This window comes from Microvirga sp. CF3016 (genome assembly GCF_036314085.1).
Taxonomy (GTDB): domain Bacteria; phylum Pseudomonadota; class Alphaproteobacteria; order Rhizobiales; family Beijerinckiaceae; genus Microvirga.
In genome coordinates, this window is the sequence record NZ_JAYGGM010000001.1 from 290,112 (window position 1) to 315,166 (window position 25,055).

The 25,055-nt window shown below is 62.4% G+C and carries 25 protein-coding genes; 21 read left to right on the top strand and 4 right to left on the bottom strand.

The annotated features are described in order from the left end of the window. Positions 1-4 precede the first annotated feature (4 nt). Positions 5-817, top strand: coding sequence for a DUF1194 domain-containing protein (locus VB672_RS01560; protein WP_329782402.1), 813 nt, complete (start codon positions 5-7; stop codon positions 815-817). A 74-nt stretch (positions 818-891) separates the two neighbouring features. Here VB672_RS01560 and VB672_RS01565 read toward each other — a convergent pair whose 3' ends face one another. Next, positions 892-2,100 (bottom strand): extracellular catalytic domain type 1 short-chain-length polyhydroxyalkanoate depolymerase, encoded by a 1,209-nt coding sequence (locus VB672_RS01565; RefSeq protein ID WP_442931896.1) that lies wholly within the window; start codon positions 2,098-2,100, stop codon positions 892-894. A gap of 227 nt (positions 2,101-2,327) precedes the next feature. On the opposite strand from VB672_RS01565, the gene VB672_RS01570 reads away from it, so the two are divergent. From VB672_RS01570 to VB672_RS01580, 3 genes are read left to right on the top strand one after another with little or no spacing between them, the layout of a single operon-like run. Continuing rightward, positions 2,328-2,564: a hypothetical protein gene (locus VB672_RS01570; protein WP_329782404.1), complete on the top strand. Its 237-nt coding sequence runs from the start codon at positions 2,328-2,330 to the stop codon at positions 2,562-2,564. 2 nt (positions 2,565-2,566) lie between these two features. Then, entirely contained in the window at positions 2,567-2,863 is a 297-nt protein-coding gene (locus tag VB672_RS01575) for a hypothetical protein (protein WP_329782405.1), read from the top strand. Positions 2,864-2,867: 4 nt separating this feature from the next. Further along, complete coding sequence (locus VB672_RS01580; RefSeq protein ID WP_329782406.1) at positions 2,868-3,359, top strand: phage holin family protein; 492 nt, start codon at positions 2,868-2,870, stop codon at positions 3,357-3,359. Positions 3,360-3,431: 72 nt separating this feature from the next. Here VB672_RS01580 and VB672_RS01585 read toward each other — a convergent pair whose 3' ends face one another. Together VB672_RS01585 and VB672_RS01590 are read right to left on the bottom strand one after the other, a co-directional pair. Next, positions 3,432-5,252, bottom strand: a complete 1,821-nt coding sequence (locus VB672_RS01585; protein ID WP_329782407.1) for a DEAD/DEAH box helicase — start codon at positions 5,250-5,252, stop codon at positions 3,432-3,434. A gap of 54 nt (positions 5,253-5,306) precedes the next feature. Then, positions 5,307-5,624 carry a hypothetical protein gene (locus VB672_RS01590; RefSeq protein ID WP_329782408.1) on the bottom strand — a complete coding sequence of 106 codons (318 nt, stop codon included), beginning with the start codon at positions 5,622-5,624 and terminating at the stop codon, positions 5,307-5,309. Between the two features lie 159 nt (positions 5,625-5,783). On the opposite strand from VB672_RS01590, the gene VB672_RS01595 reads away from it, so the two are divergent. The 16 genes from VB672_RS01595 (at position 5,784) to VB672_RS01670 (ending at position 23,455) form a co-directional block, all read left to right on the top strand. Then, complete coding sequence (locus tag VB672_RS01595; protein ID WP_329782409.1) at positions 5,784-6,659, top strand: hypothetical protein; 876 nt, start codon at positions 5,784-5,786, stop codon at positions 6,657-6,659. Between the two features lie 77 nt (positions 6,660-6,736). Next, a complete protein-coding gene (locus tag VB672_RS01600; protein WP_329782410.1) occupies positions 6,737-7,981 on the top strand; it encodes an extracellular solute-binding protein in 1,245 nt (414 codons plus the stop codon). Positions 7,982-8,043: 62 nt separating this feature from the next. Next, positions 8,044-8,976, top strand: coding sequence for a carbohydrate ABC transporter permease (locus tag VB672_RS01605; RefSeq protein ID WP_329782411.1), 933 nt, complete (start codon positions 8,044-8,046; stop codon positions 8,974-8,976). Continuing rightward, a complete protein-coding gene (locus VB672_RS01610) occupies positions 8,973-9,827 on the top strand; it encodes a carbohydrate ABC transporter permease (protein WP_329782412.1) in 855 nt (284 codons plus the stop codon). Before VB672_RS01605 ends, VB672_RS01610 begins: the two co-directional genes overlap by 4 nt. A gap of 9 nt (positions 9,828-9,836) precedes the next feature. Continuing rightward, positions 9,837-10,508 carry an N-acetylmannosamine-6-phosphate 2-epimerase gene (locus tag VB672_RS01615; RefSeq protein WP_329782413.1) on the top strand — a complete coding sequence of 224 codons (672 nt, stop codon included), beginning with the start codon at positions 9,837-9,839 and terminating at the stop codon, positions 10,506-10,508. Positions 10,509-10,588: 80 nt separating this feature from the next. Then, the gene (gene msrP, locus VB672_RS01620; RefSeq protein ID WP_329782414.1) at positions 10,589-11,557 is read left to right on the top strand and encodes a protein-methionine-sulfoxide reductase catalytic subunit MsrP; all 969 of its coding nucleotides are present in this window, start codon (positions 10,589-10,591) and stop codon (positions 11,555-11,557) included. Then, positions 11,557-12,201 carry a protein-methionine-sulfoxide reductase heme-binding subunit MsrQ gene (gene msrQ / locus VB672_RS01625; RefSeq protein ID WP_329782415.1) on the top strand — a complete coding sequence of 215 codons (645 nt, stop codon included), beginning with the start codon at positions 11,557-11,559 and terminating at the stop codon, positions 12,199-12,201. Before msrP ends, msrQ begins: the two co-directional genes overlap by 1 nt. A 63-nt stretch (positions 12,202-12,264) precedes the next feature. Beyond that, complete coding sequence (modA, locus tag VB672_RS01630) at positions 12,265-13,065, top strand: molybdate ABC transporter substrate-binding protein (protein ID WP_442931885.1); 801 nt, start codon at positions 12,265-12,267, stop codon at positions 13,063-13,065. Next, complete coding sequence (modB, locus tag VB672_RS01635) at positions 13,062-13,760, top strand: molybdate ABC transporter permease subunit (RefSeq protein ID WP_329782416.1); 699 nt, start codon at positions 13,062-13,064, stop codon at positions 13,758-13,760. The genes modA and modB overlap by 4 nt, the downstream gene beginning before the upstream one ends. Continuing rightward, on the top strand, positions 13,757-14,863 hold the full coding sequence (gene modC, locus VB672_RS01640) for a molybdenum ABC transporter ATP-binding protein (protein WP_329782417.1): 1,107 nt from the start codon (positions 13,757-13,759) through the stop codon (positions 14,861-14,863). The genes modB and modC overlap by 4 nt, the downstream gene beginning before the upstream one ends. 85 nt (positions 14,864-14,948) lie before the next feature. Continuing rightward, positions 14,949-16,214 carry an aminopeptidase gene (locus VB672_RS01645; RefSeq protein WP_329782418.1) on the top strand — a complete coding sequence of 422 codons (1,266 nt, stop codon included), beginning with the start codon at positions 14,949-14,951 and terminating at the stop codon, positions 16,212-16,214. Positions 16,215-16,383: 169 nt separating this feature from the next. Continuing rightward, on the top strand, positions 16,384-18,264 hold the full coding sequence (locus VB672_RS01650) for an ABC transporter ATP-binding protein (RefSeq protein ID WP_329782419.1): 1,881 nt from the start codon (positions 16,384-16,386) through the stop codon (positions 18,262-18,264). A gap of 29 nt (positions 18,265-18,293) precedes the next feature. Continuing rightward, complete coding sequence (locus tag VB672_RS01655; protein WP_329782420.1) at positions 18,294-19,820, top strand: ABC transporter substrate-binding protein; 1,527 nt, start codon at positions 18,294-18,296, stop codon at positions 19,818-19,820. A 106-nt stretch (positions 19,821-19,926) separates the two neighbouring features. Next, the gene (locus VB672_RS01660; RefSeq protein WP_329782421.1) at positions 19,927-20,847 is read left to right on the top strand and encodes an ABC transporter permease; all 921 of its coding nucleotides are present in this window, start codon (positions 19,927-19,929) and stop codon (positions 20,845-20,847) included. Positions 20,848-20,852: 5 nt separating this feature from the next. Continuing rightward, positions 20,853-21,710: an ABC transporter permease gene (locus VB672_RS01665; RefSeq protein WP_329782422.1), complete on the top strand. Its 858-nt coding sequence runs from the start codon at positions 20,853-20,855 to the stop codon at positions 21,708-21,710. Further along, positions 21,707-23,455 carry a M14 family zinc carboxypeptidase gene (locus VB672_RS01670; RefSeq protein WP_329782423.1) on the top strand — a complete coding sequence of 583 codons (1,749 nt, stop codon included), beginning with the start codon at positions 21,707-21,709 and terminating at the stop codon, positions 23,453-23,455. Before VB672_RS01665 ends, VB672_RS01670 begins: the two co-directional genes overlap by 4 nt. Here the strand turns inward: VB672_RS01670 and VB672_RS01675 are convergent. Next, entirely contained in the window at positions 23,425-23,658 is a 234-nt protein-coding gene (locus tag VB672_RS01675; protein ID WP_329782424.1) for a hypothetical protein, read from the bottom strand. The genes VB672_RS01670 and VB672_RS01675 overlap by 31 nt on opposite strands. On the opposite strand from VB672_RS01675, the gene VB672_RS01680 reads away from it, so the two are divergent. Continuing rightward, positions 23,657-25,000, top strand: coding sequence for an erythromycin esterase family protein (locus VB672_RS01680; protein ID WP_329782425.1), 1,344 nt, complete (start codon positions 23,657-23,659; stop codon positions 24,998-25,000). The two genes, VB672_RS01675 and VB672_RS01680, sit on opposite strands and share 2 nt — an antisense overlap. The last annotated feature ends 55 nt before the right edge of the window (positions 25,001-25,055 follow it).

Genomic DNA, 25,055 nt, shown 5'->3' on the forward strand with positions numbered 1-25,055 from the left:
GGTCATGGCGAATAGGCTCCTGAGTACTCTCGCGTTTTTTCTCCTGGCCAGCGAGGTTCTGGCAGGCAGCCCCAGCGCTCCAGAGGCCCAGCTCGATGTTGCTCTTGTCGTCGCTGTCGATGTGTCGTCCTCCATGGAAAGCGACGAACAGGGTCTTCAGCGCCAAGGCTTCATCGAGGCCTTCCGCTCGTCGCTTGTCCATGAGGCGATCGAGAACGGCCCGCACGGCCGTGTCGCCGTGACCTATGTGGAATGGTCCGGCGTGAAAGACCAAAGGGTCATCGTGCCCTGGACGATCATCGACAGTCCCGAGAAGGCGGTGTCTTTTTCCAATCAGCTCGCCTATCAGCCACTTCGCCAGGCCGGCATGACATCGATCTCCGGCATCATCGACCACAGCCGCAGGCTCTTCGAGCAACTGGGCGGCGCCCCTGTCCGCCGCGTCGTCGACGTATCCGGCGACGGTCCCAACAATGATGGCCGCCATGTCACCTACGCGCGCGACGAAGCGGTCGCCAACGGGATCGTCATCAACGGTCTCCCAATCATGTTCAGGCGTGCCGCAGGCAGCACGGAACTGGACGACCTCGATCTCTATTTCAGGGAGTGCGTCATCGGCGGCGTCGGCTCTTTCGTGCTTCCCCTGCACGATCCCGAGCAATTCGCCATGGTGATCCGCACGAAAATCATGCGCGAAATCGCCGGGATCGGCGACAGCCGGCCTCTGATCATTCCGACCCAGCAAGGCAGCATGAACTGCATCACAGGCGAAAGACGCAAGCAGGAGGATCTGCTAAGCCAAGAGAGGAAGCCGTAAGCAGCGCGAATGGGAAACCAAGCGCCAAATAGCGCTTGGTTCATTGAAGTTCCAACGGCGCTGCGTAAGAGTACTTACTTCATGAGACCCGCCGCCCTGAGCGCCTTTGTGATCACCGCACCGATGTCGGGAGACGAGGAAGCCGATTGCCTGCCCGGCTGCCGCTCGCGAGCCGCAGCCTCAGGCTCCGATGCTTCGGCCGTATCTGCATGGGCATAAAGGGCTGGTGCTGAGACGTGCGGGGCAGATTTCGGCGCAGGATGGCTCCATGTCGTCCTTTCAGAAGGCTCCGTCAGCGCCCAGAAATGGGCGATCCGATAGCTCGATGAAATCCCCACATCGAGAAGGAAGGGACCGGGCGCTCCATAGCTGTTCTCATCGTTGCCGACGGCCAGGGGAGTCCCATGGGCCATGCCGGTGATGACGTATTCTTCGATGATCTCGTTTCCAGCTGCATCGGTCCAAGTACGCCGGGGATAGCCGTCTACGACGTCGCTGCGGCTCGAATCGACCCGAAGACCGTGGACGTTGGTCCACTGCTTGATGATCTCGCCCGCATTAATCGGCTTGACCGTCGCATCGGCACTGCCATGCCACACGGAGACTTTGGGCCAAGGTCCGACATGTGACGAGGCGTCTCGCACAAGGTCGCCCCATTCTTCGGCAGAGCGCGTTTGTCCCTGGAACATGCATTCAAAGGCTTCCGGGACGCTCGTCGCGCAGCGATAGGGAAGTCCTGCGATAATGGCACCGCCGGCGAAGACCTCCGGATAGGTTGCAAGCAGGGTCGAAGTCATCGCGCCGCCAGCCGAAAGGCCGGTGACGAAGATACGGCTGCGGTCCACCCCATGCTGCCGAACGGCATGTTCAACCATCTGGCGGATCGAGTGAGCCTCGCCGCGGTCGCGCTCGATATCGCCAAGCTGAAACCAGTTGAAGCAGCGCTTCGGGTTGTTGGATTCTTGCTGCTCTGGGTACAGCAGAACGAAACCGTAGCGGTCCGCCAGCGCTGACCAGCCCGAGCCGTGATCGTAGCCGGCTGCCGTCTGCGTGCATCCGTGCAGGACGACCACCAGAGCAGGAGCTGACGGAAGAGATTCCGGTACGTAAGTCAGCATTCGAAGGTTGCCGGGATTGGAGCCGAAGCTTGCGGCCTGCGTCAGTCGGCTTGGTCCTGAGGGAGCCTCGAACTTGGCGGACGCGGCGCTTGACGCCTCCATCACGGTTTCCCACTGGCGGCGGTAACGAGCCAATTGGCGAATCATCTGCCCTAAGCGTTGCATAGCGACTGGCCCTTTCGGGTAAGGAGTTGTGTCAAAACGTACGCTCCATATGGGGTCTATGTTGCATTGCACAATGGCCTTGGTGCATTGCGATATAAATAGCCCCCCTCGAACGCTCCATCGAGAAGCTTTGCCGTTCTTGATCGAGATCAATGCTGCATGGATTGCCCTGGCTGATCGTCTCTCATCCACCTGTCCGATGAAGCGCTCTTACAAGGATCAAGACCATGCCGGATTTCACCAGACTCGTCGAAGATCTCAAGCGGACCCGTGATGAGATCAGGCTCAAAATCCATCTGGGCTCGAAGGAGGTTCAGGATGAGTGGTCCGAGCTCGAAGGGCGCTGGATCGCCTTCGAGAGCAGGGCGGAACTCGACCGGAGCGCCCAAGACGTGAGCGACGCGGTGAAGATCCTGGCATCCGAGCTCACGGATGCCTTCAACCGGGTCCGGAAGGCGCTTTGATCATGCCGGGCGCTTCGAACCTCCAGACTGAGCTCGATGCGCTCAAGGCCGATCTTCGCATGACCGACGCCCCGGAGGCCTCGACCGCAGCAGAGCGGCTTCAGCCCAAGGGCAGAGATCCGGCTGCCAAGTCGATCGGCGCGAAGACCGAATATGAGGAGCATTTGCGTGAGTTGGGAAAGATCCTGTCAGACTACACGGGGAGCATCGAGGAGTTCGTGAAGGAGCATCAGCTGGCTTCAGTCCTGGCAGCGTTCGTGCTGGGCGTAGCGGCCGGGCGAGTGATGGGGAGAGCCTGAAGCCATGATGGACAATGCTGCCCGCAAACTTCGCATCCTCTGGCGTGCCGAGTCTCTGATCGCGGACATTCGCTTTCGGCAGATGATGACCCGCTCCTCCTTGCGGGGTCTCGCGGCCCTGTTTGGCGCTTTTGCGTTTCTGATGGGGAATCTCTCCCTCTTCTTCGCTCTTCAGCAGGCCTGGGGCTCGATCTGGGCGGCAGCTGTGATCGCGCTTGCCAATCTCCTTCTGGCCGTCGTGCTGCTGATTGTCGCCCAGCGGTCGAAGCCCGGGCGGGAGATGGAGCTGGCCTTGGAGGTGCGCAACGGTGCCCTGCAGGCCCTCGAGGCTGACGCGCAGGCTCTTCAGCAGCAGATCGCAGGGTTCCGTGACGAGGTGCGTGAGGTCAAGGAAGCCGTGGTCGGATTCGTGAGCCACCCGCTGGACTCCGTTCTTCCGGGTCTTCTTGTTCCGCTTGTCGGCGCGGTGATCAAGAGTTTGAAGAAGCCCGAATGATCCCTTTCACGGATTTTGGGCTTTGAAGGAACCCAGGCTGGGACATGGCCATGTCCCAGCCTGCTGCTTCGGTCAGGAGCGCTTGTCGGACGAGCGCTTTTTGTCCTTCGGATGCTTCTGATCGTTGGGACCCTTGCTGCCCTTCGGCTTCCCGTAGGAAGGAGGACTGCCTCTCTCCTTCGAGCCCTTGCCTTTCGGACGGTCCCAGGGCTTGCCGTCTCGGGACTTGCCCGGACCGGCATCCGACGGCTCGATGCGGATGTCCTCGTCGTTCGTCTTGCGCACGGCGGAGGCGAATTTCGGGGCATGCGACTTTACGATCTCGAACTTCGTCTCGCGGTCGAAGATCTTGATCGAGCCGATCTCCTTCTTCGTCACGTGGCCCAGGCGGCAGATGATCGGCAGCAGCCAGCGGGGATCGGCGTTGTTGCGGCGGCCGACGCTCATGCGGAACCACACCATGTCCTCGGACGACCGCTCGAAGCCGCCCTCCGATCCGCCGCGATCCCGGTCCTTGAAGCCGCGGGTGCGCTCCTCGCTCCGCTCGCGCTTGTCCTTGCGCTGGCGCGGCTCGCGGTCGGTGCCCGCATCGACGATCTCTTCCGGCGCCGGCAGGCGGGCACGGTGGAACTTGACCAAGGCGTTGGCGATCTCTTCGGCCGAGCGCTCGGCCAGAAGCGCGCGGGCCATACCGAGGTCCTCGTCCGTCGCCTCCTCGGCGAAAATCGGGTCCTGCATCAGCCGCTCGCGGTCGCGCAGGCGGATCTCGTCGGCCGAGGGGGCACCTGCCCAGGTCACGTCGACGCCAGCCATGTCGATCAACCGCTCGGCCTTGCGGCGGCGGGTGTAGGGCACGAGCATCACGCAAACGCCCTTGCGTCCCGCGCGACCCGTGCGGCCGCTGCGATGCAGAAGCGTCTCGTGGTCGTTCGGCAGGTCGAAGTGGATCACCAGCCCTAGATCCGGCAGGTCGATGCCGCGGGCCGCCACGTCGGTGGCGACGCACACGCGGGCGCGCCCGTCACGGAGCGATTGCAGGGCGTTGCTGCGCTCGTTCTGAGTCAGCTCGCCCGAGATCGCCACGGCCGCGAAGCCGCGTTCGATCAGGCTCGCATGCAGATGCCGCACCGCCTCGCGGGTGTGGCAGAACACCATGGCGCCACGGCTCTCGTAGAAGCGCAGCACGTTGACGACCGCGTGCTCGACTTCGTTGGGAGCGATCCTGAGTGCGCGGTACTCGATGTCGCCGTGCGGCTCGTTCTCGACCAGGGTGTCGATGCGATGGGCCTCACGTTGGTAGCGCCGCGCCAAGGTAACGATGTTCCTCGGCAGGGTCGCGGAGAACAGGAGGGTGCGGCGCTCCTCTGGGGTTGCATCCAGAATGAACTCCAGATCCTCGCGGAATCCGAGATCCAGCATCTCGTCGGCCTCGTCGAGCACCACGACGCGCATCTTCGAGGTGTCGAGGCGCCCGCGCTCCAGGTGGTCGCGCAGGCGGCCGGGCGTGCCGACCACGATATGGCAGCCATCGGCGAGAGCCCGCTGCTCGCGGCGCACATCCATGCCGCCGACGCAGGAGACGACCCGCGCCCCGGCCGGTCCGTAGAGCCAGATAAGCTCCCGGTTGACCTGAAGGGCGAGTTCGCGGGTCGGGGCGATGATCAGGGCCAATGGCTCGCGCGGCGCCTCGAAGCGCTCGGAAGCGCCGAGGAGAGTGGACGCCATGGCAAGTCCGTAGGCCACCGTCTTGCCGGATCCGGTCTGGGCGGAAACGAGGAGGTCACGATCAAGCGCGTCCGGCTGCAGCACGGCGGCCTGGACGGGGGTCGGGTCGTTGTAGCCTCGGTCGACGAGGGCGCGTTCGAGGCTGGGGTTGGTCTTGGGAAAAGGCATGGGAATAGGGCTGAACCGTGTCTGGGGAGCCTGTGAGGGCTCCGATAAGGATGATCAGCCGGAGGCAGCGGCGTCGTCAATTTCGTCGATGGACACCAGGAACACGACATCGATATCGAGGTCGTCGTCATAGTCTTCGTCGTCTTCGTCGACCTCGTCCTCTTCGTCCAGGGCCTCATAGAAGGCATCGATCTCGTGTTCCGATGCGGGCCGTGTCGTCAAGGCAGCTGAGCCGTCCCACAGGGAGCGGCCCTCGCTCTTAAACGACTTTAAGTCATCTTTAAAGCTCTCGCTGAGAAAGAGTTCACGGGCTTGTTCCTCATCCGCGTTCGTCACGGCAACCGCGTTGCCGGCTATCTCCAGGGTGACCATGGCTTTCCCTTCACCTCAGGGGTTCATCAAAGCACTAACGCCCAGGTGCGGGATTCGATCAAACCGATCCCGCGTAAGCCTTTTGAACCTTGGGAAGAGTGTTAAAAGCCTTTAAGACCAGTATAGACAGAACGCGACCAATATGAGACCAGTTAGCTCGTGAATGCGACTGGCACCATTTTCCGCTTCCGGCCTTTAGACCGGCTTTCTCTGCCAGGCTCCCGTGTCAATGAGGACGGGATCGGCCTGTGCGGGTCATTTGCCTGGGTGATCGACGGCGCGACGGGCTTGTCCGACGAGCAACTCACCTCCGGAGGCAGCGATGCCGCATGGCTCGCTGGGATGGTCGGTGACAGGCTGATGGACCTCGCGAGAGAAGGGAACGCCGGTTCGGTGCTGAGCCGCCTGGAGCCTGAGGTCCACGCCGCCTTCCATGAGGCCACGGGTCATATCCCGTCCATCGACGACCACCAGGCTCCCTCCGCCTGCCTAGGTCTGATCGAGGCCCGAACGAGGGAGGGTGGGCAGGTCGCAATCCAGGGCTGCTTCCTGGGTGACGTGATCGCCCTGGTGCCGACTGAACAAGGAATCGTCCGTTGGAGCGATGAGCGCGCCAAGCTTTTCGAGAGGAAGACGCTGGCGGCCCTCGGAGCTCAGGAGCATGCGCCGGGCTCCATCCCGGAACCCGTGAAACGCCAGATCCTGGAGAACCGTGCCAAGCTGAACCGGCCGGGTGGCTACTGGGTCGTGAACCCGATCCGTGCCTGGGCCGGGCACGAGTTGCGATTCGAGGCGCATGTGCCTCCGGGCGTGCCCATCGTACTGGCCACTGACGGCTTCATGCGGCTCGTGGATGTGTTCGGGGCCTACTCCGACAGAACCCTTCATGCCCGACTCGCTGCCGGCGAGGGAGGTGATCTGATGGAGGAATTGCGGGGCAGGGAGCGGGACGACCTCATGGCAGGCGCTTATCCGCGTGTTAAAACCCACGACGACGCGACGTTTCTCGTCATCGCAGCCGAGCCATATGGCTGAAGAAATTCCGCAGGGCGTGGCTGTATGTCCTGCCCCGCGGTGGGAGGACAAGGACTTCAACAATGAGGGAACCGACAATGAAACTGACCCGACGCATTCTGATGAGCGCTGCCGCCGGCTTCCTGCTCTCAGGCTCCGCCGCCATGGCTCAGACCGAGCTGACCTTCTGGAGCTGGCGCCAGGAAGACAAGGCCTTCTACCAGGACATCATCAAGAAGTTCCAGGCCAAGGAGCCGGGCATCACGGTGAAGTTCGAGACCTACGCGCCTGAGAATTACCAGACGATTCTCTCCACGGCACTCGCCGCCGGCCGCGGCCCGGATGTGATCCAGGTTCGCGCCTACGGCAATCTCGAGACGATCGCGACGCCCGGCTACCTGCTGGCACTCGACCGGCAGAACGTGCCGGAGCTGGCGAATTTCCCAGAGCCCGCGCTCGCGGCCGAGACCTTGCGCTCGGACGGCAAGGTCTATGCGGTTCCTTTCGCCATGCAGGCCCAGCTCGTCGTCTATAACAAGAAGATCTTCAAGGATAATGGCGTCAACCCGCCGAAGACTTGGGACGAGATGATGGCCCTGGCCCAGGCCCTGAAGGCCAAGAACATCAATCCGTTCTCCAACGGCACCGCTACGGCCTGGCAGAACGAGACCATCGTCGGCGGCCTGCTCTCGTCCATGCTCGGCAAGGAGTTCGAAGCAGACATCGTGTCCGGCAAGGCGAACTTTACCGATCCGCGCTTCGTCAACGCCCTCGCCAAGCTGAAGGACATCAGCCAGTACTTCGCGCCGAACTTCACCGGGGTGGACTATCCGTCCTCGCAGCAGCTCTTCGTGGCAGGCCGCGCGGCCATGTTCGCGGGCGGCTCCTATGAGGTGGCGAACTTCAAGAACCAGAATCCCACGCTCGACCTCGGCGTGTTCCCGGCCCCGGTCCTCAAGGCGGGCGATCAGGCGCTTATCGCCACCTATTACGATGGCGGCTATGCGGTGAACGCCAAAACGGAGAAGAAGGATGCTGCACTCAAGTTCGTGCGGTTCCTCGCCACGCCGGAATATGGCACCGCCTTCACGAACACGCTCAAGAACCTGTCGCCGATCAAAGGCATCAAGATCGAGGATCCGATCACGCAGGAGGTGGCGAAGCTCGCCGAGAACTCCATGTCCTACCTGATGCTCGTCCGCTTCCGCTACCAGGAGCCGAGCGGTTCCGTGCTCCTGCAGTCGAACGTGCAGAAGATGCTCGCCGGCCAGCAGACCCCCGAGCAGGCCGCTGCCGAGATCAACAAGGGCATCACGACCTATTACAAGCCGTTCCAGAAGTAAGACGCTGACGAAGGGGCGGCAGGCTCCATTGCCTGCCGCCCATCCTGAAGGCTTTTGATTTCATGCACGCCTCGCGCCAACAACCTCGAACGCTGAAGCACCGATTGTGGGTGGCGTTTCTCGTCGTTCCGCCCATCGTCTTCATGTCGCTGTTCGTGGTCTATCCGATCCTGTCGGCCTTCGCCTATGCCTTCTACGATTGGCAGGGGCTGGCACGTGGCGAGTTCGTCGGCTTGAAGAACTTCAAGGAAGTGCTGTTCGGCGCCACCATGGCGCCGGTGGTGTGGAACGCCTTCCTTCACAACGTCTACGCGCTGATTGCGCTGATGATTATCCAGAATGGCGGTGGGTTCTTCCTCGCCTGGCTCCTTTACAAGGAACCCTTCGGCTTCCGCTTTCATCGGGTAGCGATCTTTGTGCCGGTGGTGCTGTCGACCATCATCGTCGGTTTTCTCTGGAAGCTTTTCCTGAATCCGAATTTCGGCATCATCAATCAGGCGCTCTATTCGGTGGGGCTCGATTCCTGGGCCAAGCCGTGGCTCGGCGATTCCTCGACGGCGCTCGGTGCGCTCATCCTCGCCAATGCCTGGCACTTCGTCGGCTTTCCAGCGCTCGTCTATCTTGCCGGCATGCAGCGCATCCCGCTGGACGTCATCGAGGCGGCGCGGCTTGACGGCACCAACGAGTGGCAGCTTCTGAAGAACATTGTGTGGCCGCTGGTGGCGCCGAGCACCACCATCCTGTTCACGCTGCTCTTTATCGGCGCGTTCAACTGGTTCGAGATCCCTTACGTGATGGTGGGGCTCGACGGCTCGCCATTCGGCTCCACGGATGTGCTGGGCCTCGTCTTCTACCGTACGGCCTTCGGCAACCAGAGCGCTAGCATCCAGAATTTCGGCATGGGCTCGGCGCTCGCCACGCTCCTGTTCCTCTTCATCGTTGTCTTCGCGTCCATGCTGACCCTGTGGCTGCGCCGTCGGGAGATCCAGTTTTGACCGCCATCACGTCCGATACACCGGCAGCGCGCCAAACCATCCCCTTCGTCCTGCTCGCCCAGGTGATCCTGATCGCGAACTCCTTCATCATGCTCTATCCGGTCGTGGTGATGGTTTTGTCCGCCTTCAAGACGACGGGCGAGATCTTCGAGCATCCCTTCGCCTTGCCCGATTTCACGCAGGTCGGGAACTTCGCCAAGGTGCTCGGCGAAACCGCGATGCCGACCTACTTCGTCAACTCGATCCTCGTGACGGGCACCTCGATCATCCTGATCCTCGTGCTCGGCACCATGGCGGGTTACGCGGTGGCGCGCTACGAGTCGCGCACCAACACCTTCATCCTGCTGTTCTTTTTGGCAGGACTGATGCTGCCCTTGAAGCTTGCGGTGATCCCGCTGTTCATTCTGCTGCGGGATCTCGGCCTCCTCGATAGCCGCTGGAGCCTGATCGTCACTTATACGGCCATCGGCCTACCTTCGACGGTATTCATCATGGCGGGATTCCTGCGCACCCTGCCGGCGGAGCTCGAGGATGCGGCGCGCATCGACGGCGCCTCGGAGCCTCGCATCATGTGGTCGGTCATGCTGCCGCTGGCACGCCCGCCCATGGCGATCGCCGCCATTCAGAACGCGGTGCCGATCTGGAACGATTTCTTCTTCCCCCTGGTCTTTATTCAGACCGACGCGCGCAAAACCCTGCCGCAGGGGCTCACCACCTTCATGGGCGAGTACACCACCGATTGGGGCATGCTCTTTGCCGGCCTCACCATCGCGGCGGCTCCCATTACGCTCCTTTACATCGCCCTGTCGCGCCAGTTCATCCAGGGCATGACGGCTGGTGCGGTGAAGTAGGATCCCGAGATGCTGATTCCGAAGGGCGTTCTCGTCGTCTCCTGCCAGGCCCGTGCAGACAATCCGCTGCATGGGCCCATCTACATGTCTGCGATGGCGCGGGCTGCGGAGGCAGGCGGTGCCCGAGGGATCCGGGCCAACGGAGAAGCGGACGTGGCGGCGATCCGTGCCGTCACGGATCTCCCGATTATCGGAATCGCGAAAGTGTGGGACGACCGCTTCCCGGTCTACATCACGCCAAGTTTCGAGCAGGCCGCGCGGATCGCCCGAGCAGGCGCCGACATCATCGGCCTCGACGCCACGCCGCGCCCGCGCGATGGAGAGCCGGTCGACCGACTGATCGGGCGAATCCATGCCGAACTCGGCAGGGAGGTCTTCGCCGATATTTCCACGCTGGAGGAGGGCCGGGCGGCCCGTGCGGCAGGTGCCACCTACGTCGCGACCACGCTTTCCGGGTACACGAAGGAAACGGCCTCCCGTATATCCGAAGCGCCCGATCTGGAGCTTCTGTCGGCTCTCGCGGCTGAGCTTCCTATCCCTATCGTTGCGGAAGGTCGCTTCGATACACCGGATCTCGTCGCTGAGGCCTTTCGTCGTGGAGCCTATGCGGTGGTGGTGGGCACCGCAATTACGAATCCGCGGGAGATCACGCGGAAATTCGTTCGTGCCATCGAGTCTTAATGCCCCGGCGTGACCTGAAAAGTTAGCTTGTAACGGAAACGTGAGAGCACCTCTGGTGTTCTCGGGTGTACCCATTCACAATGGGTTCCCAACGAGGTGATGCCGTGCTGATCCGCCGCCCTGCCGATGTCCTGCCCTCCGAGATCACGCCCCGGGAGGTCTATTTCAACCGCCGTCAATGGATGGCCGGCGCCGCTGGGTTGGCCTTAGCGTCCGCTCTTCCGAAAGGCCTGGAAGCAGCACCTCTGTCGGCCGTCAAAAGCTCTTTCTCCACGGACGAGAAGAAGACGAGCCGCGAGGACGTCACGAGCTATAACAACTTCTACGAGTTCGGGACCGGCAAGGAGGATCCGGCGGCCAAGGCCGGCAGCCTGAAGACCTCCCCTTGGACCGTCAAGGTCGACGGCATGGTCGGCAAGCCGGCCGAGTTCGCCGTTGAGGATCTCATCAAGTCGTCGGCCCTGGAGGAGCGCACCTATCGCATGCGCTGCGTCGAAGGCTGGTCCATGGTCATTCCCTGGGTCGGCTTTCCGCTGGCCGACCTGATCAAGCGCGTGGAACCCCTGGGCAGCGCGAAATACGTCGCCTTTGAGACCGCCTACCGGCCGGAGGAGATGCCCGGCGTTCAATCCATATTCCCGGTGCTCGACTGGCCTTATGTGGAGGGGCTGCGTCTCGACGAGGCCATGAACCCGCTGACCATCCTGGCCGTAGGTCTCTATGGCGAAACCTTGCCGAACCAGAACGGCGCACCGATCCGCCTCGTGGTTCCTTGGAAATATGGCTTCAAGGGCATCAAGTCGATCACCCGGATCAGTTTCGTCGAGAAGCAGCCCGAGACATCCTGGAACAAGCAGGCGCCGAGTGAATACGGCTTTTATGCCAACGTGAACCCGAGCGTGGACCATCCGCGCTGGAGCCAGGCCACCGAGCGGCGCATCGGCGAGGGCGGCCTGTTCGTGAAGCGCCGTCCGACGCTCATGTTCAACGGCTATGCCGAGCAGGTGGCGAGCCTCTATACCGGCATGGATCTGCGGAAATTGTACTGATGGCGGGACGAGCCTCCGTTCAGGGCGAGAAGAAAGGTTTTGCCCTGCCTCAGGTGCCGAAGATCGCCGTCTATCTCGTCGGCTTCATCCCGGCGATTTGGCTGTTCTATGCCGGCATCACCGATCAGCTCGGGGCCGATCCGATGCGCTACTTGGAGCAGGGGCTCGGCCTCTGGGCCTTGCGCTTCCTGATCGCCACCCTGATGGTGACGCCCCTGCGCCAGCTCTTCAACGTCAACCTGCTCCGCTATCGTCGTGCTCTGGGGCTCCTCGCCTTCTATTACGCTGCCTTGCATCTCCTCACCTATCTCGTGCTCGACCAAGGGCTCGACATTGCGGCCATCGTGGCCGATATCGTGAAGCGGCCCTACATCACCATCGGCATGGCAACCTTCGTCATCCTCGTGCCGCTTGCCGTCACCTCGAACAATGCCGCGATCCGGCGCATGGGCGGGCAGGCCTGGGCGAAGCTGCATCGCCTCGTCTATGTGGCGGCTCTCGGCGCGGTGCTGCATTTCGTCCTTGTGGTGAAATCCTGGCCGCCCGAGCCGCTCGTCTATGCTGCCATTGTTGTTGTGCTGCTCGGCTATCGGCTAGTCCGTTCCATAGTGAAGAAGCCATCGGCAAGGCGGCGGCCGGCTTGAAGGCTTGGACAGCTTCGTTAGGATGCGCCCGACAGGGTAGGTCTCGTCGGAGGGACTGAAACGATGCATCCGGTACAAGCCTTGAAGACAGGACTGATAGGACTGTTTCTCGCGGGCATCATGCTGGCCAGCGGTGCGTCCGCTCAGACCCGAGACGTGGTGGTCTTCGCTGCCGCCAGCCTGAAGAACTCACTCGACGAAGCCAGTGCAGCCTGGATGCGCGAAACCGGAAAGCGGATCGTGGTGTCCTATGCGGCCAGCAATGCCCTGGCCAAGCAGATCGAAGCAGGCGCACCAGCCGATCTCTTCTTCTCGGCCGATCTCGATTGGATGGTCTACCTGTCCTCGAAAGGCATGATCAAACCCGAGACCCGGGCGAGCCTCCTCGGTAACTCTCTTGTGCTCGTGGCGCCGAAGGGTTCGACCGTGCAGATTGCGCTTCAGCCCGGCCTGGATCTCGCATCGTTTCTCGGCGGCGAACGTCTCGCGATGGGCCACGTCGGGTCGGTACCTGCCGGCAAGTACGGCAAGGCGGCCCTTGAGCATCTCGGCGCCTGGCAGGGCGTGAAGGAAAAAATTGCGCAGGCCGACAACGTACGTGCTGCGCTCCTCCTCGTGTCCCGGGGCGAAGCATCGCTCGGGATCGTCTATAAGACCGATGCCGTGGCGGATCCAGGCGTGGCGATCGTCGGGACATTTCCGGAAGCGAGCCACCCGCCCATCATTTACCCGGTTGCGCTCACCAAGGAGTCGAGCAATCCGGATGCAGCGTCGTTCCTGGCTTTTCTGCGCTCTGACAAAGCCAGACCCTCTTTCGAGAAGCAGGGCTTCGCGTTCATCGGAAAAGCGAGCTCGGGCTCGTGACGGACTGGCTTTCTCCCGAAGAATGGACGGCCGTACGCCTCAGCCTGAAGGTTGCCTTTGTCGCCATGACGGCCAGTCTCGTGCCGGGAATCGCCATAGCCTTTGCCCTGGAGCGTGGGCGCTTCTGGGGGCGGCAGGCGCTCGACGTCATCGTCCATCTGCCTCTTGTCCTGCCGCCCGTCGTCGTCGGCTGGTTCCTGCTCATCGGTTTCGGGCGACGCGGGCCTGTCGGATCATTTCTCGCCGAGCAGTTCGGGATCGTGCTTTCCTTCCGCTGGACGGGAGCGGCGCTCGCCTGCGCCATCATGGGGTTCCCGCTGCTGGTACGGGCGATCCGTCTGTCCATCGCATCGGTCGACCGCAGGCTCGAGGACGCTGCCGGCACCTTGGGCGCGCATCCGGCTTGGGTTTTTGCCGTTGTGACTCTGCCGCTGATCCTACCAGGCATCATTGCGGGCATGGTGCTGTCGTTTGCGAAGGCCATGGGCGAGTTCGGCGCGACGATCACCTTCGTGTCCAATATTCCCGGTGAGACGCAGACCATTCCGACGGCGATCTACGCATATACGCAGGTGCCTGGCGGTGACGGTGGTGCCATGCGGCTGACGCTTGTCTCCATCGCCATCTCCATCGCGGCGCTCTGGTGTTCCGAATGGCTGGCCCGGCGTGTCGGGCGACAGGTTCGCGCATCATGATCCTCGATGTCGACATCCGACATGAGCAGGGCGCCTTCGTTCTCGAGGCTTCTTTCCAATCGAATGGAAAGCTCACAGCGCTGTTTGGGCCCTCCGGCTCCGGCAAGACGACGATCGTGAATGCCATCGGCGGACTCGTTCGATTAGACCATGGCCGGATCCACGTGCAGGAGCAGGTGCTCGTCGATACGGAAAAGTACATCTTCGTGCCCAAGCATCGGCGGCGCATCGGATATGTGTTTCAGGAGGGACGTCTCTTCCCGCATCTCAACGTGCGGCAGAACCTGCTTTTCGGGCGGTGGTTTACGCCCAGGAGGGACAGGAAGACGCGCTTCGATGATGTCGTCGACCTTCTCGGCATCGGCCGTCTGCTTGAGCGACGGCCGTCCACATTATCAGGTGGCGAGAAGCAGCGGGTCGCCATCGGGCGGGCGCTTCTGGCCGATCCACGACTGCTGCTCATGGATGAGCCGCTGGCTTCCCTCGACGACGCACGTAAAGCTGAGATTTTTCCCTATATCGAGCGGCTGCGCGACGAGGGCCGAGTGCCTATCGTTCTCGTCAGCCATTCCGTAGCCGAAATAGCGAGACTTGCCACATTCGTCGTCCTCCTGTCCGAGGGACGTGTGACGGCGTCCGGCCCGGCTGCCGATGTCCTCCGACATCCCCACCTCTTCGTGCCGCCCGGCCTTGCGGAAGCCGGTGCCCTGATCGAGGCCCGGATCCTGCGCCATGAGGATTCCTTCGGCCTGACCGTTCTACAGGCCAAGGCAGGACCACTGACGGTCCCGCGCCTGATGCAGCCCATCGGGGCGGGCCTGCGCGTGCGTCTGCGGGCGCGAGACATCATGCTGTCCCTGCAAGAACCGGTCGGCATGAGCGCCTTGAATGTTCTGCCGGGACATATTTCCTCCATCGAGAGTGCTGAAGGGGCGAGCGTGGACGTGCAACTCGATTGCAGCGGCGACGCTCTCGTGGCGCGTGTGACTCGGAAATCGGTGGAAGAGCTTGGCCTGAAGCCGGGCTTGGCGATCTATGCCATCATCAAGAGCATTGCCTTCGATCCGGAAGCGCTCGGCGCGGTTAAGTCGCCGCATCCGTGAGATTTTCGCCCATCGAGGTTGCACCGGCGGCAGAGCCGTGTAGCCTCTCCAGCCATCCCCTTTTCAGTTTCGAGAGCCCAAGATCATGAACGAACAATTCCGGAACCCGGCCGAGGCCTCCTCCCATGCCAAGCTTCTCGATCGCTTGGCGGAAGTCGCCGTCCGGGTTGGGCTGGGGCTGAAGCCCGGACAGGAGCTGGTCGTGACTGCTCCCCTGGACGCCGTCGCCCTGGTGCGGCGCATCACGGAGCATGCCTACAGGGCCGGGGCCTCCCTCGTCACCACGATCTTCTCCGACGAGGAGAGCACGCTGATGCGCTTCCGCCACGGGCGTGACGAGGGTTTCGATACGGCGCCGGCCTGGCTTTATGAGGGCATGGCGGCCGCCTACAAGAATGGCGCGGCGCGGCTCGCCATCGTCGGCGAGGATCCCTCGCTCCTCGCCAAGGAAGATCCGGACAAGGTTTCACGCGCCAACCGGGCGCGCTCTAAGGCCTATATGCCGGCGCTCAACATGATCGCAGGCTTCGACATCAACTGGACCATCGTCTCGGCTGCGACGCCGGCTTGGGCCAAGACCGTATTCCCGGACGTTCCAGAGGACGTAGCCATCGCAAAGCTCTGGCAGGCGATCTTCTCGGCCTCCCGCGTCGACACGCCTGACCCGATCGCCGCCTGGGAGAAGCATAACGCGAACCTTCAAGCGCGCACCCGCATGCTGAACGAGAAGAACTACGCTGCATTGCATTTCCGAGGGCCCGGAACAGACCTGCATGTGGGCCTCGCGGACGGGCATGAATGGAATGGCGGCTCGACCGCGGCGAAGAACGGTATCGTCTGTAATGCCAACATCCCGACCGAGGAGGTTTTCACTACGCCGCACAAGGACCGGGTGGATGGCGTCGTGACCAGCACCAAGCCGCTTTCCTACAATGGTACCCTCATCCAGGACATCCAGGTTCGGTTCGAGGCCGGGCGCATCGTCGAGAGCAAGGCGCGCACCGGTGAGGCCGTGTTGAACAAGGTTCTCGATACCGATGAGGGCGCGCGCCGCCTCGGCGAGGTGGCCCTGGTGCCGTACTCCTCTCCGATCTCCCAGAGCGGGCTTCTCTTCTTCAACACCCTGTTCGACGAGAATGCCTCCAGTCACATCGCCCTTGGTCAAGCTTACAGCAAGTGCATCCGCAATGGCGGAACGATGAGCGAAGAGGAACTCGCCTCCCATGGTTCCAACAAGAGCCTAATCCATATCGACTGGATGATCGGCTCTGATCAGATCGATGTGGATGGGATCAGGCAGGACGGTCAGGCCGAGCCTCTCATGCGCGGCGGTGAATGGGTTGCGCAGTAACAAGGGACTGGCGCTTTTCGAGGTGCCGGATCTATGATCCCGGCGACGACCTGATCTGACGCAAACAGTGCTTGACGTGTCGGTCCCTTAGCTGTGATGGATGACAGGTATCATAGAGGTACTGACCTGACGTATGGTCGGGTCAGGGCACTCGTAAGAGCGTGGATGGATGTCGGACACTGCCAATCGTAGGTCTCAGGACCCAGCTCTCCTGTCGGTTCGCTCTCTGTCGGTGGAGTTCGGCACGGGGACCGGAGCCTTCAAAGCCGTCAAGGACGTGAGTTTCGATGTTCAACCGGGCCGGACCTTGGCGGTCGTCGGCGAGTCGGGATCGGGCAAATCCGTTACCTCCCTGGCGATCATGCGCCTGACCGACTATACGGGCGGACGCATCACTGGAGGGCAGGTGCTCTTCCGACCAGACAGGCACGAGGCCATCGATCTTGTCAAAGCCTCCAACAATCGGCTCCGGGAGATCCGCGGCAACGACATCGCCATGATCTTCCAGGAGCCGATGACGTCGCTCAATCCCGTCTTCACCGTCGGCAACCAGATTTCCGAGACCCTGATCCTGCACCAGGGCATGAACGGGCGCGATGCGCGCCTGCGGGCAAAGGAACTGCTGCAGAAGGTGCGTCTGCCCGATGCAGACAGGCTCCTCGACCGTTATCCTCACCAACTCTCCGGCGGCATGCGCCAGCGCGTGATGATCGCCATGGCGCTCGCCTGCAACCCGAAGCTCCTGATCGCCGACGAACCGACGACGGCGCTCGACGTGACGATCCAAGCCCAGATCCTCAACATCATTCGCGACCTGCAAGCCGAGATGGGTACCGCCGTCATCTTCATCACGCACGACATGGGCGTGGTGGCCGAGATGGCCGACGACGTGGTGGTGATGTGGAAGGGCGAGAAGGTCGAGCAGGCGCCGGTGCGCGACATCTTCGCCGCCCCCCAGCATCCTTACACCAAAGCCCTTCTCTCCGCCGTGCCGCGCTTGGGCAGCCTGAAAGGGCAGCCCTTGCCGAAGCGCACGCCCGTGATGGTGATGGATGGCGGCGTGGCCAAGGCTGTCGGCGATACGCACGAGCAGAACACGGCCGATTACACGAAGCCGATCCTGCAGGTGGACAAGCTCACCACGCGATTCGATGTGGGCAAGACCTTCTTCGGACGCGTCACCCATCGCGTCCATGCGGTCGAGGAGGTCAGCTTCGACATCTATCCCGGCGAGACGCTGGCGCTGGTGGGTGAATCCGGCAGCGGCAAGTCCACCATCGGGCGCACCTTGCAGCAGCTCGTGGAACCCACAGGCGGCACAGTGCGCTTCGACGGGCGCGATATGGCGGCCATGAGTCAGGGCGAGCGGCGGCGCCTGCGGCAGGAGATCCAGTACATTTTCCAGGATCCCTTCGCTTCGCTCGATCCGCGCCACACGGTGGGCTACAGCATCGCCGAGCCGATCATCGTTCATGGCCTGATCGCCGATCGCAAGGCACGCGAGCGGCGGGTTCACGAATTGCTGGAGCAGGTCGGTCTGCAGCCGCAGCATGCCAAGCGCTATCCGCACGAATTCTCGGGCGGCCAGCGCCAGCGCATCTGCATCGCACGCGCGCTGGCGAGCAATCCGAAACTCGTGATTGCGGATGAATCCGTGTCGGCTCTCGATGTGTCGATTCAGGCACAGATCGTTAATCTGCTCATGGAGCTGCAGGAGAAGAAGCGGCTGTCGTATCTCTTCATCACCCATGACATGGCCGTGGTGGAAAAGATCAGCCACCGTGTTGCGGTAATGTATCTCGGGCAGATTGTCGAGCTCGGGCCGCGCCAGGCGGTCTTCGAGAATCCGCAGCATTCTTATACCCGCAAGCTGTTATCAGCCGTACCGATCGCCGATCCGCAGCGTGAGCGGGCGAAGACGCGCATTGAGGGCGAAATCCCCAGTCCTGTGCGGCCGGTCGGGCAGGAGCCCGCCATTCATCGCATGCGCGAGGTCGAGCCGGGACATTGGGTGGCAATCGAAGCCAATCTGCTCCGCGGGGCTGCGTGAGATACGAACTTCCAGAGGGAGATAACACAATGAAATTATTGACCGCCATGAAAGCGCTCGGCCTGACGGCCGCCGTCGCTCTGACCCCATTAACCGCATCCGGCGCTCAAGCGGCCGGAACCTTGACCGCGGCTGTTGCCATCGATCCCGGCAGCTGGGATCCCATTGACACCTTCCTGGTCGATTGGTCGTCTGCCGCCAACAACATCTTCGACGGCCTGACCGCGCGCGGTGCGGATATGAAGCTGAAGCCCGGCCTTGCAACATCCTGGGAGTTCCTCGACAACAACAGCCGGATCCGCTTCAAGCTGCGCCAGAACGTGAAGTTTCATAACGGCGAGCCCTTCAATGCGGCAGCCGTGAAATTCACCTTCGACCGCCTGCTCGGCGAGGAAGGCAGGAAGGGACCGCAGCAGTCGAACTACAATACCATCGACCGTGTGGAGGTCATTGACGACCACACAGTCGATTTCGTCATGAAACAGCCGGATCCCGTGCTGTTGACGAAGCTTGCCGGCTACGGCGGAATGATCGTGCCGCCCAAGTACATTCAGGAAAAGGGCGACGCCCATTTCAACATGAACCCGGTCGGCACCGGACCGTTCAAGTTCGTGGAATACAGCCCGAAGGTCAGCCTCACGCTTGAAGCCTTTCCCGAGCATTGGGGCGGTGCGCCGAAGCTCGAAAAGGTGGTAACGCGCTTCATCTCGGAAGCGAACACGCAAGTGGCCGAACTCCAGTCCGGCCGTATCGAGGTCGCGACCCTCATCCCGTTCGGTCTTGCCCCGACGGTGGAGAAAAGCCCAAATTTGAGCCTCCTGAGCATCACCGGCCCCACAGTCGTCGCCCTGCGTCTCAACACCAGGGACGGCATCACGAAGGACGTGAATGTCCGCAAGGCGCTGATCATGGGAATCGACCGTGAGGCGATCATCAAGGCCGTGCTCCTCGGTCACGGCAAGCCGATCGCAAGCTTCCAGTCCGATCTGTCCTTCGGCTACGACCCGAGCCTGAAGCCTCTGCCCTTCGATCTCGCCAAGGCAAAGCAGATGCTGCAGCAGGCCAAGGTTCCGGCAGGCGCGCCGGTGCGGATCGACTTCCGCGGCAACGACGCGACCTTCCGCGAGGTGGCGCAGGCTGCGGCCGGCTTCCTTCAAGCCCTCGGCCTCAAGCCTTCCCTCCAGCCGCACGAGCCGCCGGTGCTGCTCAATGACATCATTCCGAACGGCAAGACCGGCGAAGCCTGGCACAATGCGTGGGGCGGATGGACCTTCGACTACGACAACACCGCTTACCTGATGTATCACTCAGGCGAGAAGTGGAACCCTTACGACAACGATCCCAAGCTGAACGCTCTTCTCGAGAAGCAGCGCACGATGTACGACGTGAAGGAGCGTGAGAAGGTCCTGCAGGAGATCGCGCGCTACGTGGCCGACCAAGCACTTGAGATCCCGCTCTACAATCAGAACACGCTCTACGGCGTGAACAAGCGGGTCAAGAATTTCGACGCTCCCGCCGATCGCCGCTTCCGGTTCACCGAAACGACCGTCGAGTGACAAGCGGCCCAGGACTTCGCCCTTCACGGTGAAGGTCCAGGCCGACGACAACAGAGCAGGCCCCGCGCAAGCGGGGCCGTTTTTCCAGGAGCAGGAAGGACCACCCATGGCGGGCTTCATCCTCAAACGATTGTTGCAGGCGGTCTTCGTGGTCCTCGCCGTGACGCTGATCGTCTCGTTTGCGATCAGATTGTCGGGCGACCCCGCGATCATGCTCATGGGTGGCGGCAACGTCACCGAGCAGGATCTGCAAAACATCCGCCGGGCGCTCGGGCTCGAACGGCCGTTCTACGTCCAGTATCTCGGCTTTCTCGAAGGCATGGTGACGGGCGATTTCGGCAGGAGCTTCATGGGCGGCACGCCTGTCTCCATGCTCATAGCCAATGCACTGCCGGCCACCCTTCTGCTGGCGTTTGCCTCGCTTCTGACTTCCATCGCTCTGTCCGTGCCTCTCGGCGTCTATGCCGCGGTGAACCGGGGGCGCTGGCCGGATCAGATGATCCGCATCCTGTCGCTTGTGGGCCTGTCCTTTCCGAATTTCTGGCTCGCCATCATGATGGTGCTGCTGTTCTCCATCGTGCTCGGCATCTTGCCGCCGAGCGGCATGGAGGGGCCGGAGAGCTTCGTCATGCCGGCGCTCACCATGGCGATCATTCTCACCGCCACGAATGTGCGACTTGTGCGCACCTCCATGCTGGAGACGCTCTCGCAGCAATACATCATGGTGGCGCGCTCGAAGGGCCTGCGCGACCGCGTGGTCCTCTACAAGCACGCCCTGCGCAACTCGGCCATTCCGCTTGTCACCTATATCGGCTTGCAGTTCGGCGGCCTCATCGGCGGCATCGTCATCATCGAGCGCGTGTTCAACTGGCCCGGCATGGGCACGCTCGCCTTCGACGCCATCTCGAACCGCGATTATCCAGTTCTCCAGGGTACCATTACGGTGCTCGCGCTCTTCATCGTGCTCATCAATCTTCTGGTCGATATTGCCTACGGGCTGATCGACCCGCGTATCCGGACGGAGTAGGGCCCATGGCTGCCGCTCAGGCTGTGTCATCAGCGCGCCGACATTTCAGGTCACTCGAACTCGTTCTCGGCATACTGCTCACCGGGGGAATGGGCCTGGCGGTTTTGTTCTCCGGGGTGCTGTTCCCCGATGGCGGCGAGAGCATGGATCTCATGGCCCGTCTCACGCCCCCGTTCCAGGATCTCGCCCATCCCCTCGGCACCGACCCCCTCGGCCGTGACGTCCTGGCGCGCGTGATCGTCGGCGGCAAGATCTCGCTCATGGTCGGCATTCTGTCCGTAATGGGAGCGGTCGTCGTCGGCACGATCGTCGGCCTCGTTGCCGGATACTACCGCGGCATCGCCGAAGTTCTGCTGATGCGCTTCGCCGATATTCAGCTGGCACTGCCCTTCATCCTGCTTGCCATCATGTTCCTTGCGATCCTCGGCACCGGTGTCGACAAGATCATCTTCTTCATGATCGTTGCCCAATGGGTGCAGTATGCGCGCCTCGTGCGCGGCTCGGTGCTGGCGCTTCGGGACCGGGAGTTCATCCTCTCGGCCCGCGCCATCGGTGTCGGCAACGGACGCATCATCTTCACCCACATCCTGCCCAACGTTCTGGGTCCCATTGTCATTCTGATGACCCTCAACGTGGCCAACAACATTCTTCTCGAAAGCAGCCTCACCTTCCTGGGTCTCGGTGTCGATCCGCTCATTCCGAGCTGGGGCGGCATGCTGGCCGACGGGCGCACCTATCTGCAGACGGCCTGGTGGGTCAGCGTGTTCCCGGGGCTTGCCATCATGTTCACCGTGCTCGGCCTGAACCTTCTGGGCGACTGGCTGCGCGACCTTCTCGATCCGACAGGACAGACCTCACGATGACGACATTGCTCGACGAGCGGATCCCACGCACCATCGATATCCTCCTGCGCGAATGGACCAAGAATGAGCACCGCGGTGTGATCCTCGATGCTTGGCTTTTCGAGGACGAGGCGACACGGCGCGCGGCGGAAGCCATATTGTCGGAGGCGGGTGTCCGGGCGCGGCTGCGCAGCGCCTACAAGCCGCTCGTCCATGCCTTTCTCGAAGAGATCGATACAGCCAATCTGAAGAGCGCCACCGTACGCTACCCAGTGCATGAGGAGGCGAATCGACTCCGCTTCCTCTCGGAAGCTTATCCCCTGGCGGCTCTGCTCGACGGAGTCGAGACCTGCTTTGAGCCTGGCGCCGCGGATCTGACATATTGGATCACGCTCGCGTATCATGACGGGCGCATAGTGGAACACGCGGTCTTCGCGCCGAACCGCCTGCGGCCCAATCATCTCGACGAAATCGATCTCAGCCCGACCGGCTGGCTGAAGGTGACCGGGCTTTCGGATGGAGCGCAGGACCGCGACGAGCCTCTGGAGACCGAGATCGAACAGGTCTTTGATAGGGTCATGGCAACCATCGCAGCCCATGTTTGGCCGGAAACGGAGCCCTATGCGGAGGTGCTCGCCATTGATGTCGTCATCGGCGGCATCGAGCGTCCGCTCGATTACGGCGACGAGGTCATGAGCACGCGCGAGGCGCTGCACGAGGACTTCTATTTTTCGCTGCTCGAGTTCTTCAAGCGCAAGTCGGGCCGTCCTGCCGAGGATCGGGGTGTGCAGCCGGGCCAGATCGTCCCGGACATCCGAGTCGGTAACGGCGATGCCCATGTGCGCGTGATCCTGCGCCCGTTCGGCCCGCTGCAGGATCCTATGAGGGCGGAGCAGAACATCGAGACGGCTGATGCCGCGCCGGGCCTTGCGCAGGTTCATCGTGAACTCGCGATGCTTCCCGGTGAAACCTTCGAGGGAATTTCCCGTGAGGGGCGTCCCGTGCGTGGGATCTATCGGGCAGGGTCGCGTCCGGCGGTGCTCGTCACCGGCGGGCAGCATGCCAACGAAACCTCGGCGCCAGTCGGGACGTTGCGAGCCGTGCGCCGCCTGCTGGCCAATCCGGATACCAACATCGCCTATATTCCAGTCGAGAATCCTGACGGCTATGCGTTGCATGGACGTCTATGCGAGGCCAATCCTCGCCACATGCACCATGCGGCACGTTATACCTCTCTCGGCAACGATCTCGAATATGGCCGCAGCGAGCCGCTTTACGAAATCGGAGCGCGCAATCAGGCCTTGGCCATGTCGGGCGCCCAGTTGCACCTGAACTTCCACGGCTATCCGGCCCATGAATGGACGAGGCCGTTCACGGGTTATCTGCCGCGCGGCTTCGAACTCTGGACGATCCCAAAGGGCTTCTTCCTGATCATGCGGCATCATCCCTCATGGGGCGGGACGGCAAGGACCTTGATCGAAGCCGTGACAACGGGCCTGTCGGCCGTACCGGGCCTTGCCGAGTTCAACCGCCGCCAGATCGAGATCTGCTCGATCCATTCCGGCGGGACGCCGTACGAGATCATCAACGATGTGCCTTGCCTGATCACTGCCGACGAACGCCATCCTTCGCCACTGACCCTCATCACGGAGTTCCCGGACGAGACGATCTATGGGGATGCCTATCGCTTCGCCCATACCGTGCAGATGGCAACCGCCATTGCCGCCGAGGAGGCCTACGCGTCCATCATGGCGAGGGTGGCGTAGCGCCTGGTGCGAGAGCGGTCGATCTTGGCCGCTCCGTGCAGAACGGAAGCTTCGGACGAAGAAGCAGGGTAGATCTCCCGATAAGGCGACGGGAGAACCTCCCGGCCGTCCCGTTTCCCACGATCGGCACCGTTCGTTCCCTGGAACAAGCCAAGTTCCGCCATCGTTCTCCGGCTGAACCGGTCCTGCGGAGCGAATGTCATGGCGCGATTGTCCTGGAAGCAGAACGAGAACGACGCCTCCATCAAGCAAGCGGTCGATCTTGTGCGTGAGCACGGGGAAAACCTGCCGCCGATCGCCGATGAACATGCCTTCGGCGCTATGTTCGACCGCTTTTCAGACGCCAAGGTGGTGCTCCTCGGCGAAGCCACCCATGGCACGTCGGAATTCTACCGTGCCCGTGCCGCGATCACGAAGCGCCTGATCGAACAGCACGGCTTTTCCATCGTCGCCGTCGAGGCCGACTGGCCGGACGCGGCGCGCATCGACGCTTATGTGCGCCACCGCCATGTTCCCGATGGCGATGACGCGGCCTTCGAGCGTTTCCCCACCTGGATGTGGCGCAACGAGGAGGTCTACGACTTCGTCAACTGGATGCGCGAGCACAACAGGGAGCGGCCGGAGGACGAGCGGGCCGAGTTCCGCGGCCTTGATGTCTACAGCCTGAACGCCTCGATCCGGTCCGTTCTCGATTATCTCGACAAGGTCGACCCGGAGGAGGCCAGGGAGGCGAGGGGGCGCTACGGCTGTCTCAGCCCCTGGCAGTCGGACCCGGCCCGGTACGGGCGGGCCGTCCTGACGGGGCAGAAGAAGCCCTGCGACGAGGCATTGCTGCGCCAGCTACACGATATCCTGGACAAGCGCATGGACTATCTCCAGGCCGATGGCGGCGAAGCCTTCTTCGACGCGGTGCAGAACGCCAAGATCGTCCATGCGGCCGAGCACTACTACCGAATCATGTACGAAGGCGCGACCGAATCCTGGAACCTGCGCGACCGGCACATGTTCGAGACCCTGCAGAGCCTGCTCGCCCGGCGCGACAACGCCAAGGCCGTCGTCTGGGCGCACAATTCCCACATCGGCAACGCCGGCGCCACTGCCATGGGCTGGCAGGGCGAGTTCAACGTCGGCGAGCTTTGCCGTAAGGCCTATCAGGGCGATGCCGTGCTGATCGGCTTCGGGACCGATCGGGGCACGGTGGCTGCGGCCGACGATTGGGACGAGCCCATGCAGGTCAAGTCCGTTCGGCCTGCACGGCCGGACAGCCATGAGCGGGTCTTCCGGGACACGGGCCTCGGCTGCTTCCTCACCGATTGGCGGGAGAACGGCCAAGCCGATCTGACGGAGGTTCTCTCACGGCCCCGCCTGGAACGGGCCATCGGCGTGGTCTACCGGCCGGACACGGAACTCTACAGCCATTACTTCGAGGCCGTTCTGGCCGAGCAGTTCGACGCCTTCATCTGGTTCGAGGAAACCAGGGCGGTGACGCCGCTCACCCATGCCCATGGGAAGGGGATGCCCGAGACCTACCCCTTTGGGCTGTGATGCCGATGCGATGCTCCGGCCCGCAAGAGGGAAAAAGCCCGGCGTCACTCCCCCG

What these genes read in the sequence shown, in the direction of transcription:
- modA (WP_442931885.1), top strand. Translation starts at nt 12,265, where the DNA reads ATGCATCCGGTACAAGCCTTGAAGACAGGACTGATAGGACTGTTTCTC.
- VB672_RS01670 (WP_329782423.1), top strand. Translation starts at nt 21,707, where the DNA reads ATGACGACATTGCTCGACGAGCGGATCCCACGCACCATCGATATCCTC.
- VB672_RS01680 (WP_329782425.1), top strand. Translation starts at nt 23,657, where the DNA reads ATGGCGCGATTGTCCTGGAAGCAGAACGAGAACGACGCCTCCATCAAG.
- VB672_RS01660 (WP_329782421.1), top strand. Translation starts at nt 19,927, where the DNA reads ATGGCGGGCTTCATCCTCAAACGATTGTTGCAGGCGGTCTTCGTGGTC.
- VB672_RS01575 (WP_329782405.1), top strand. Translation starts at nt 2,567, where the DNA reads ATGCCGGGCGCTTCGAACCTCCAGACTGAGCTCGATGCGCTCAAGGCC.
- VB672_RS01650 (WP_329782419.1), top strand. Translation starts at nt 16,384, where the DNA reads ATGTCGGACACTGCCAATCGTAGGTCTCAGGACCCAGCTCTCCTGTCG.
- VB672_RS01590 (WP_329782408.1), bottom strand. Translation starts at nt 5,624, where the DNA reads ATGGTCACCCTGGAGATAGCCGGCAACGCGGTTGCCGTGACGAACGCG.
- VB672_RS01570 (WP_329782404.1), top strand. Translation starts at nt 2,328, where the DNA reads ATGCCGGATTTCACCAGACTCGTCGAAGATCTCAAGCGGACCCGTGAT.
- VB672_RS01600 (WP_329782410.1), top strand. Translation starts at nt 6,737, where the DNA reads ATGAAACTGACCCGACGCATTCTGATGAGCGCTGCCGCCGGCTTCCTG.
- VB672_RS01565 (WP_442931896.1), bottom strand. Translation starts at nt 2,100, where the DNA reads ATGCAACGCTTAGGGCAGATGATTCGCCAATTGGCTCGTTACCGCCGC.
- msrQ (WP_329782415.1), top strand. Translation starts at nt 11,557, where the DNA reads ATGGCGGGACGAGCCTCCGTTCAGGGCGAGAAGAAAGGTTTTGCCCTG.
- VB672_RS01675 (WP_329782424.1), bottom strand. Translation starts at nt 23,658, where the DNA reads ATGACATTCGCTCCGCAGGACCGGTTCAGCCGGAGAACGATGGCGGAA.
- VB672_RS01585 (WP_329782407.1), bottom strand. Translation starts at nt 5,252, where the DNA reads ATGCCTTTTCCCAAGACCAACCCCAGCCTCGAACGCGCCCTCGTCGAC.
- modC (WP_329782417.1), top strand. Translation starts at nt 13,757, where the DNA reads ATGATCCTCGATGTCGACATCCGACATGAGCAGGGCGCCTTCGTTCTC.
- VB672_RS01655 (WP_329782420.1), top strand. Translation starts at nt 18,294, where the DNA reads ATGAAATTATTGACCGCCATGAAAGCGCTCGGCCTGACGGCCGCCGTC.
- VB672_RS01605 (WP_329782411.1), top strand. Translation starts at nt 8,044, where the DNA reads ATGCACGCCTCGCGCCAACAACCTCGAACGCTGAAGCACCGATTGTGG.
- VB672_RS01615 (WP_329782413.1), top strand. Translation starts at nt 9,837, where the DNA reads ATGCTGATTCCGAAGGGCGTTCTCGTCGTCTCCTGCCAGGCCCGTGCA.
- msrP (WP_329782414.1), top strand. Translation starts at nt 10,589, where the DNA reads ATGGGTTCCCAACGAGGTGATGCCGTGCTGATCCGCCGCCCTGCCGAT.
- VB672_RS01665 (WP_329782422.1), top strand. Translation starts at nt 20,853, where the DNA reads ATGGCTGCCGCTCAGGCTGTGTCATCAGCGCGCCGACATTTCAGGTCA.
- VB672_RS01580 (WP_329782406.1), top strand. Translation starts at nt 2,868, where the DNA reads ATGATGGACAATGCTGCCCGCAAACTTCGCATCCTCTGGCGTGCCGAG.
- VB672_RS01645 (WP_329782418.1), top strand. Translation starts at nt 14,949, where the DNA reads ATGAACGAACAATTCCGGAACCCGGCCGAGGCCTCCTCCCATGCCAAG.
- VB672_RS01560 (WP_329782402.1), top strand. Translation starts at nt 5, where the DNA reads ATGGCGAATAGGCTCCTGAGTACTCTCGCGTTTTTTCTCCTGGCCAGC.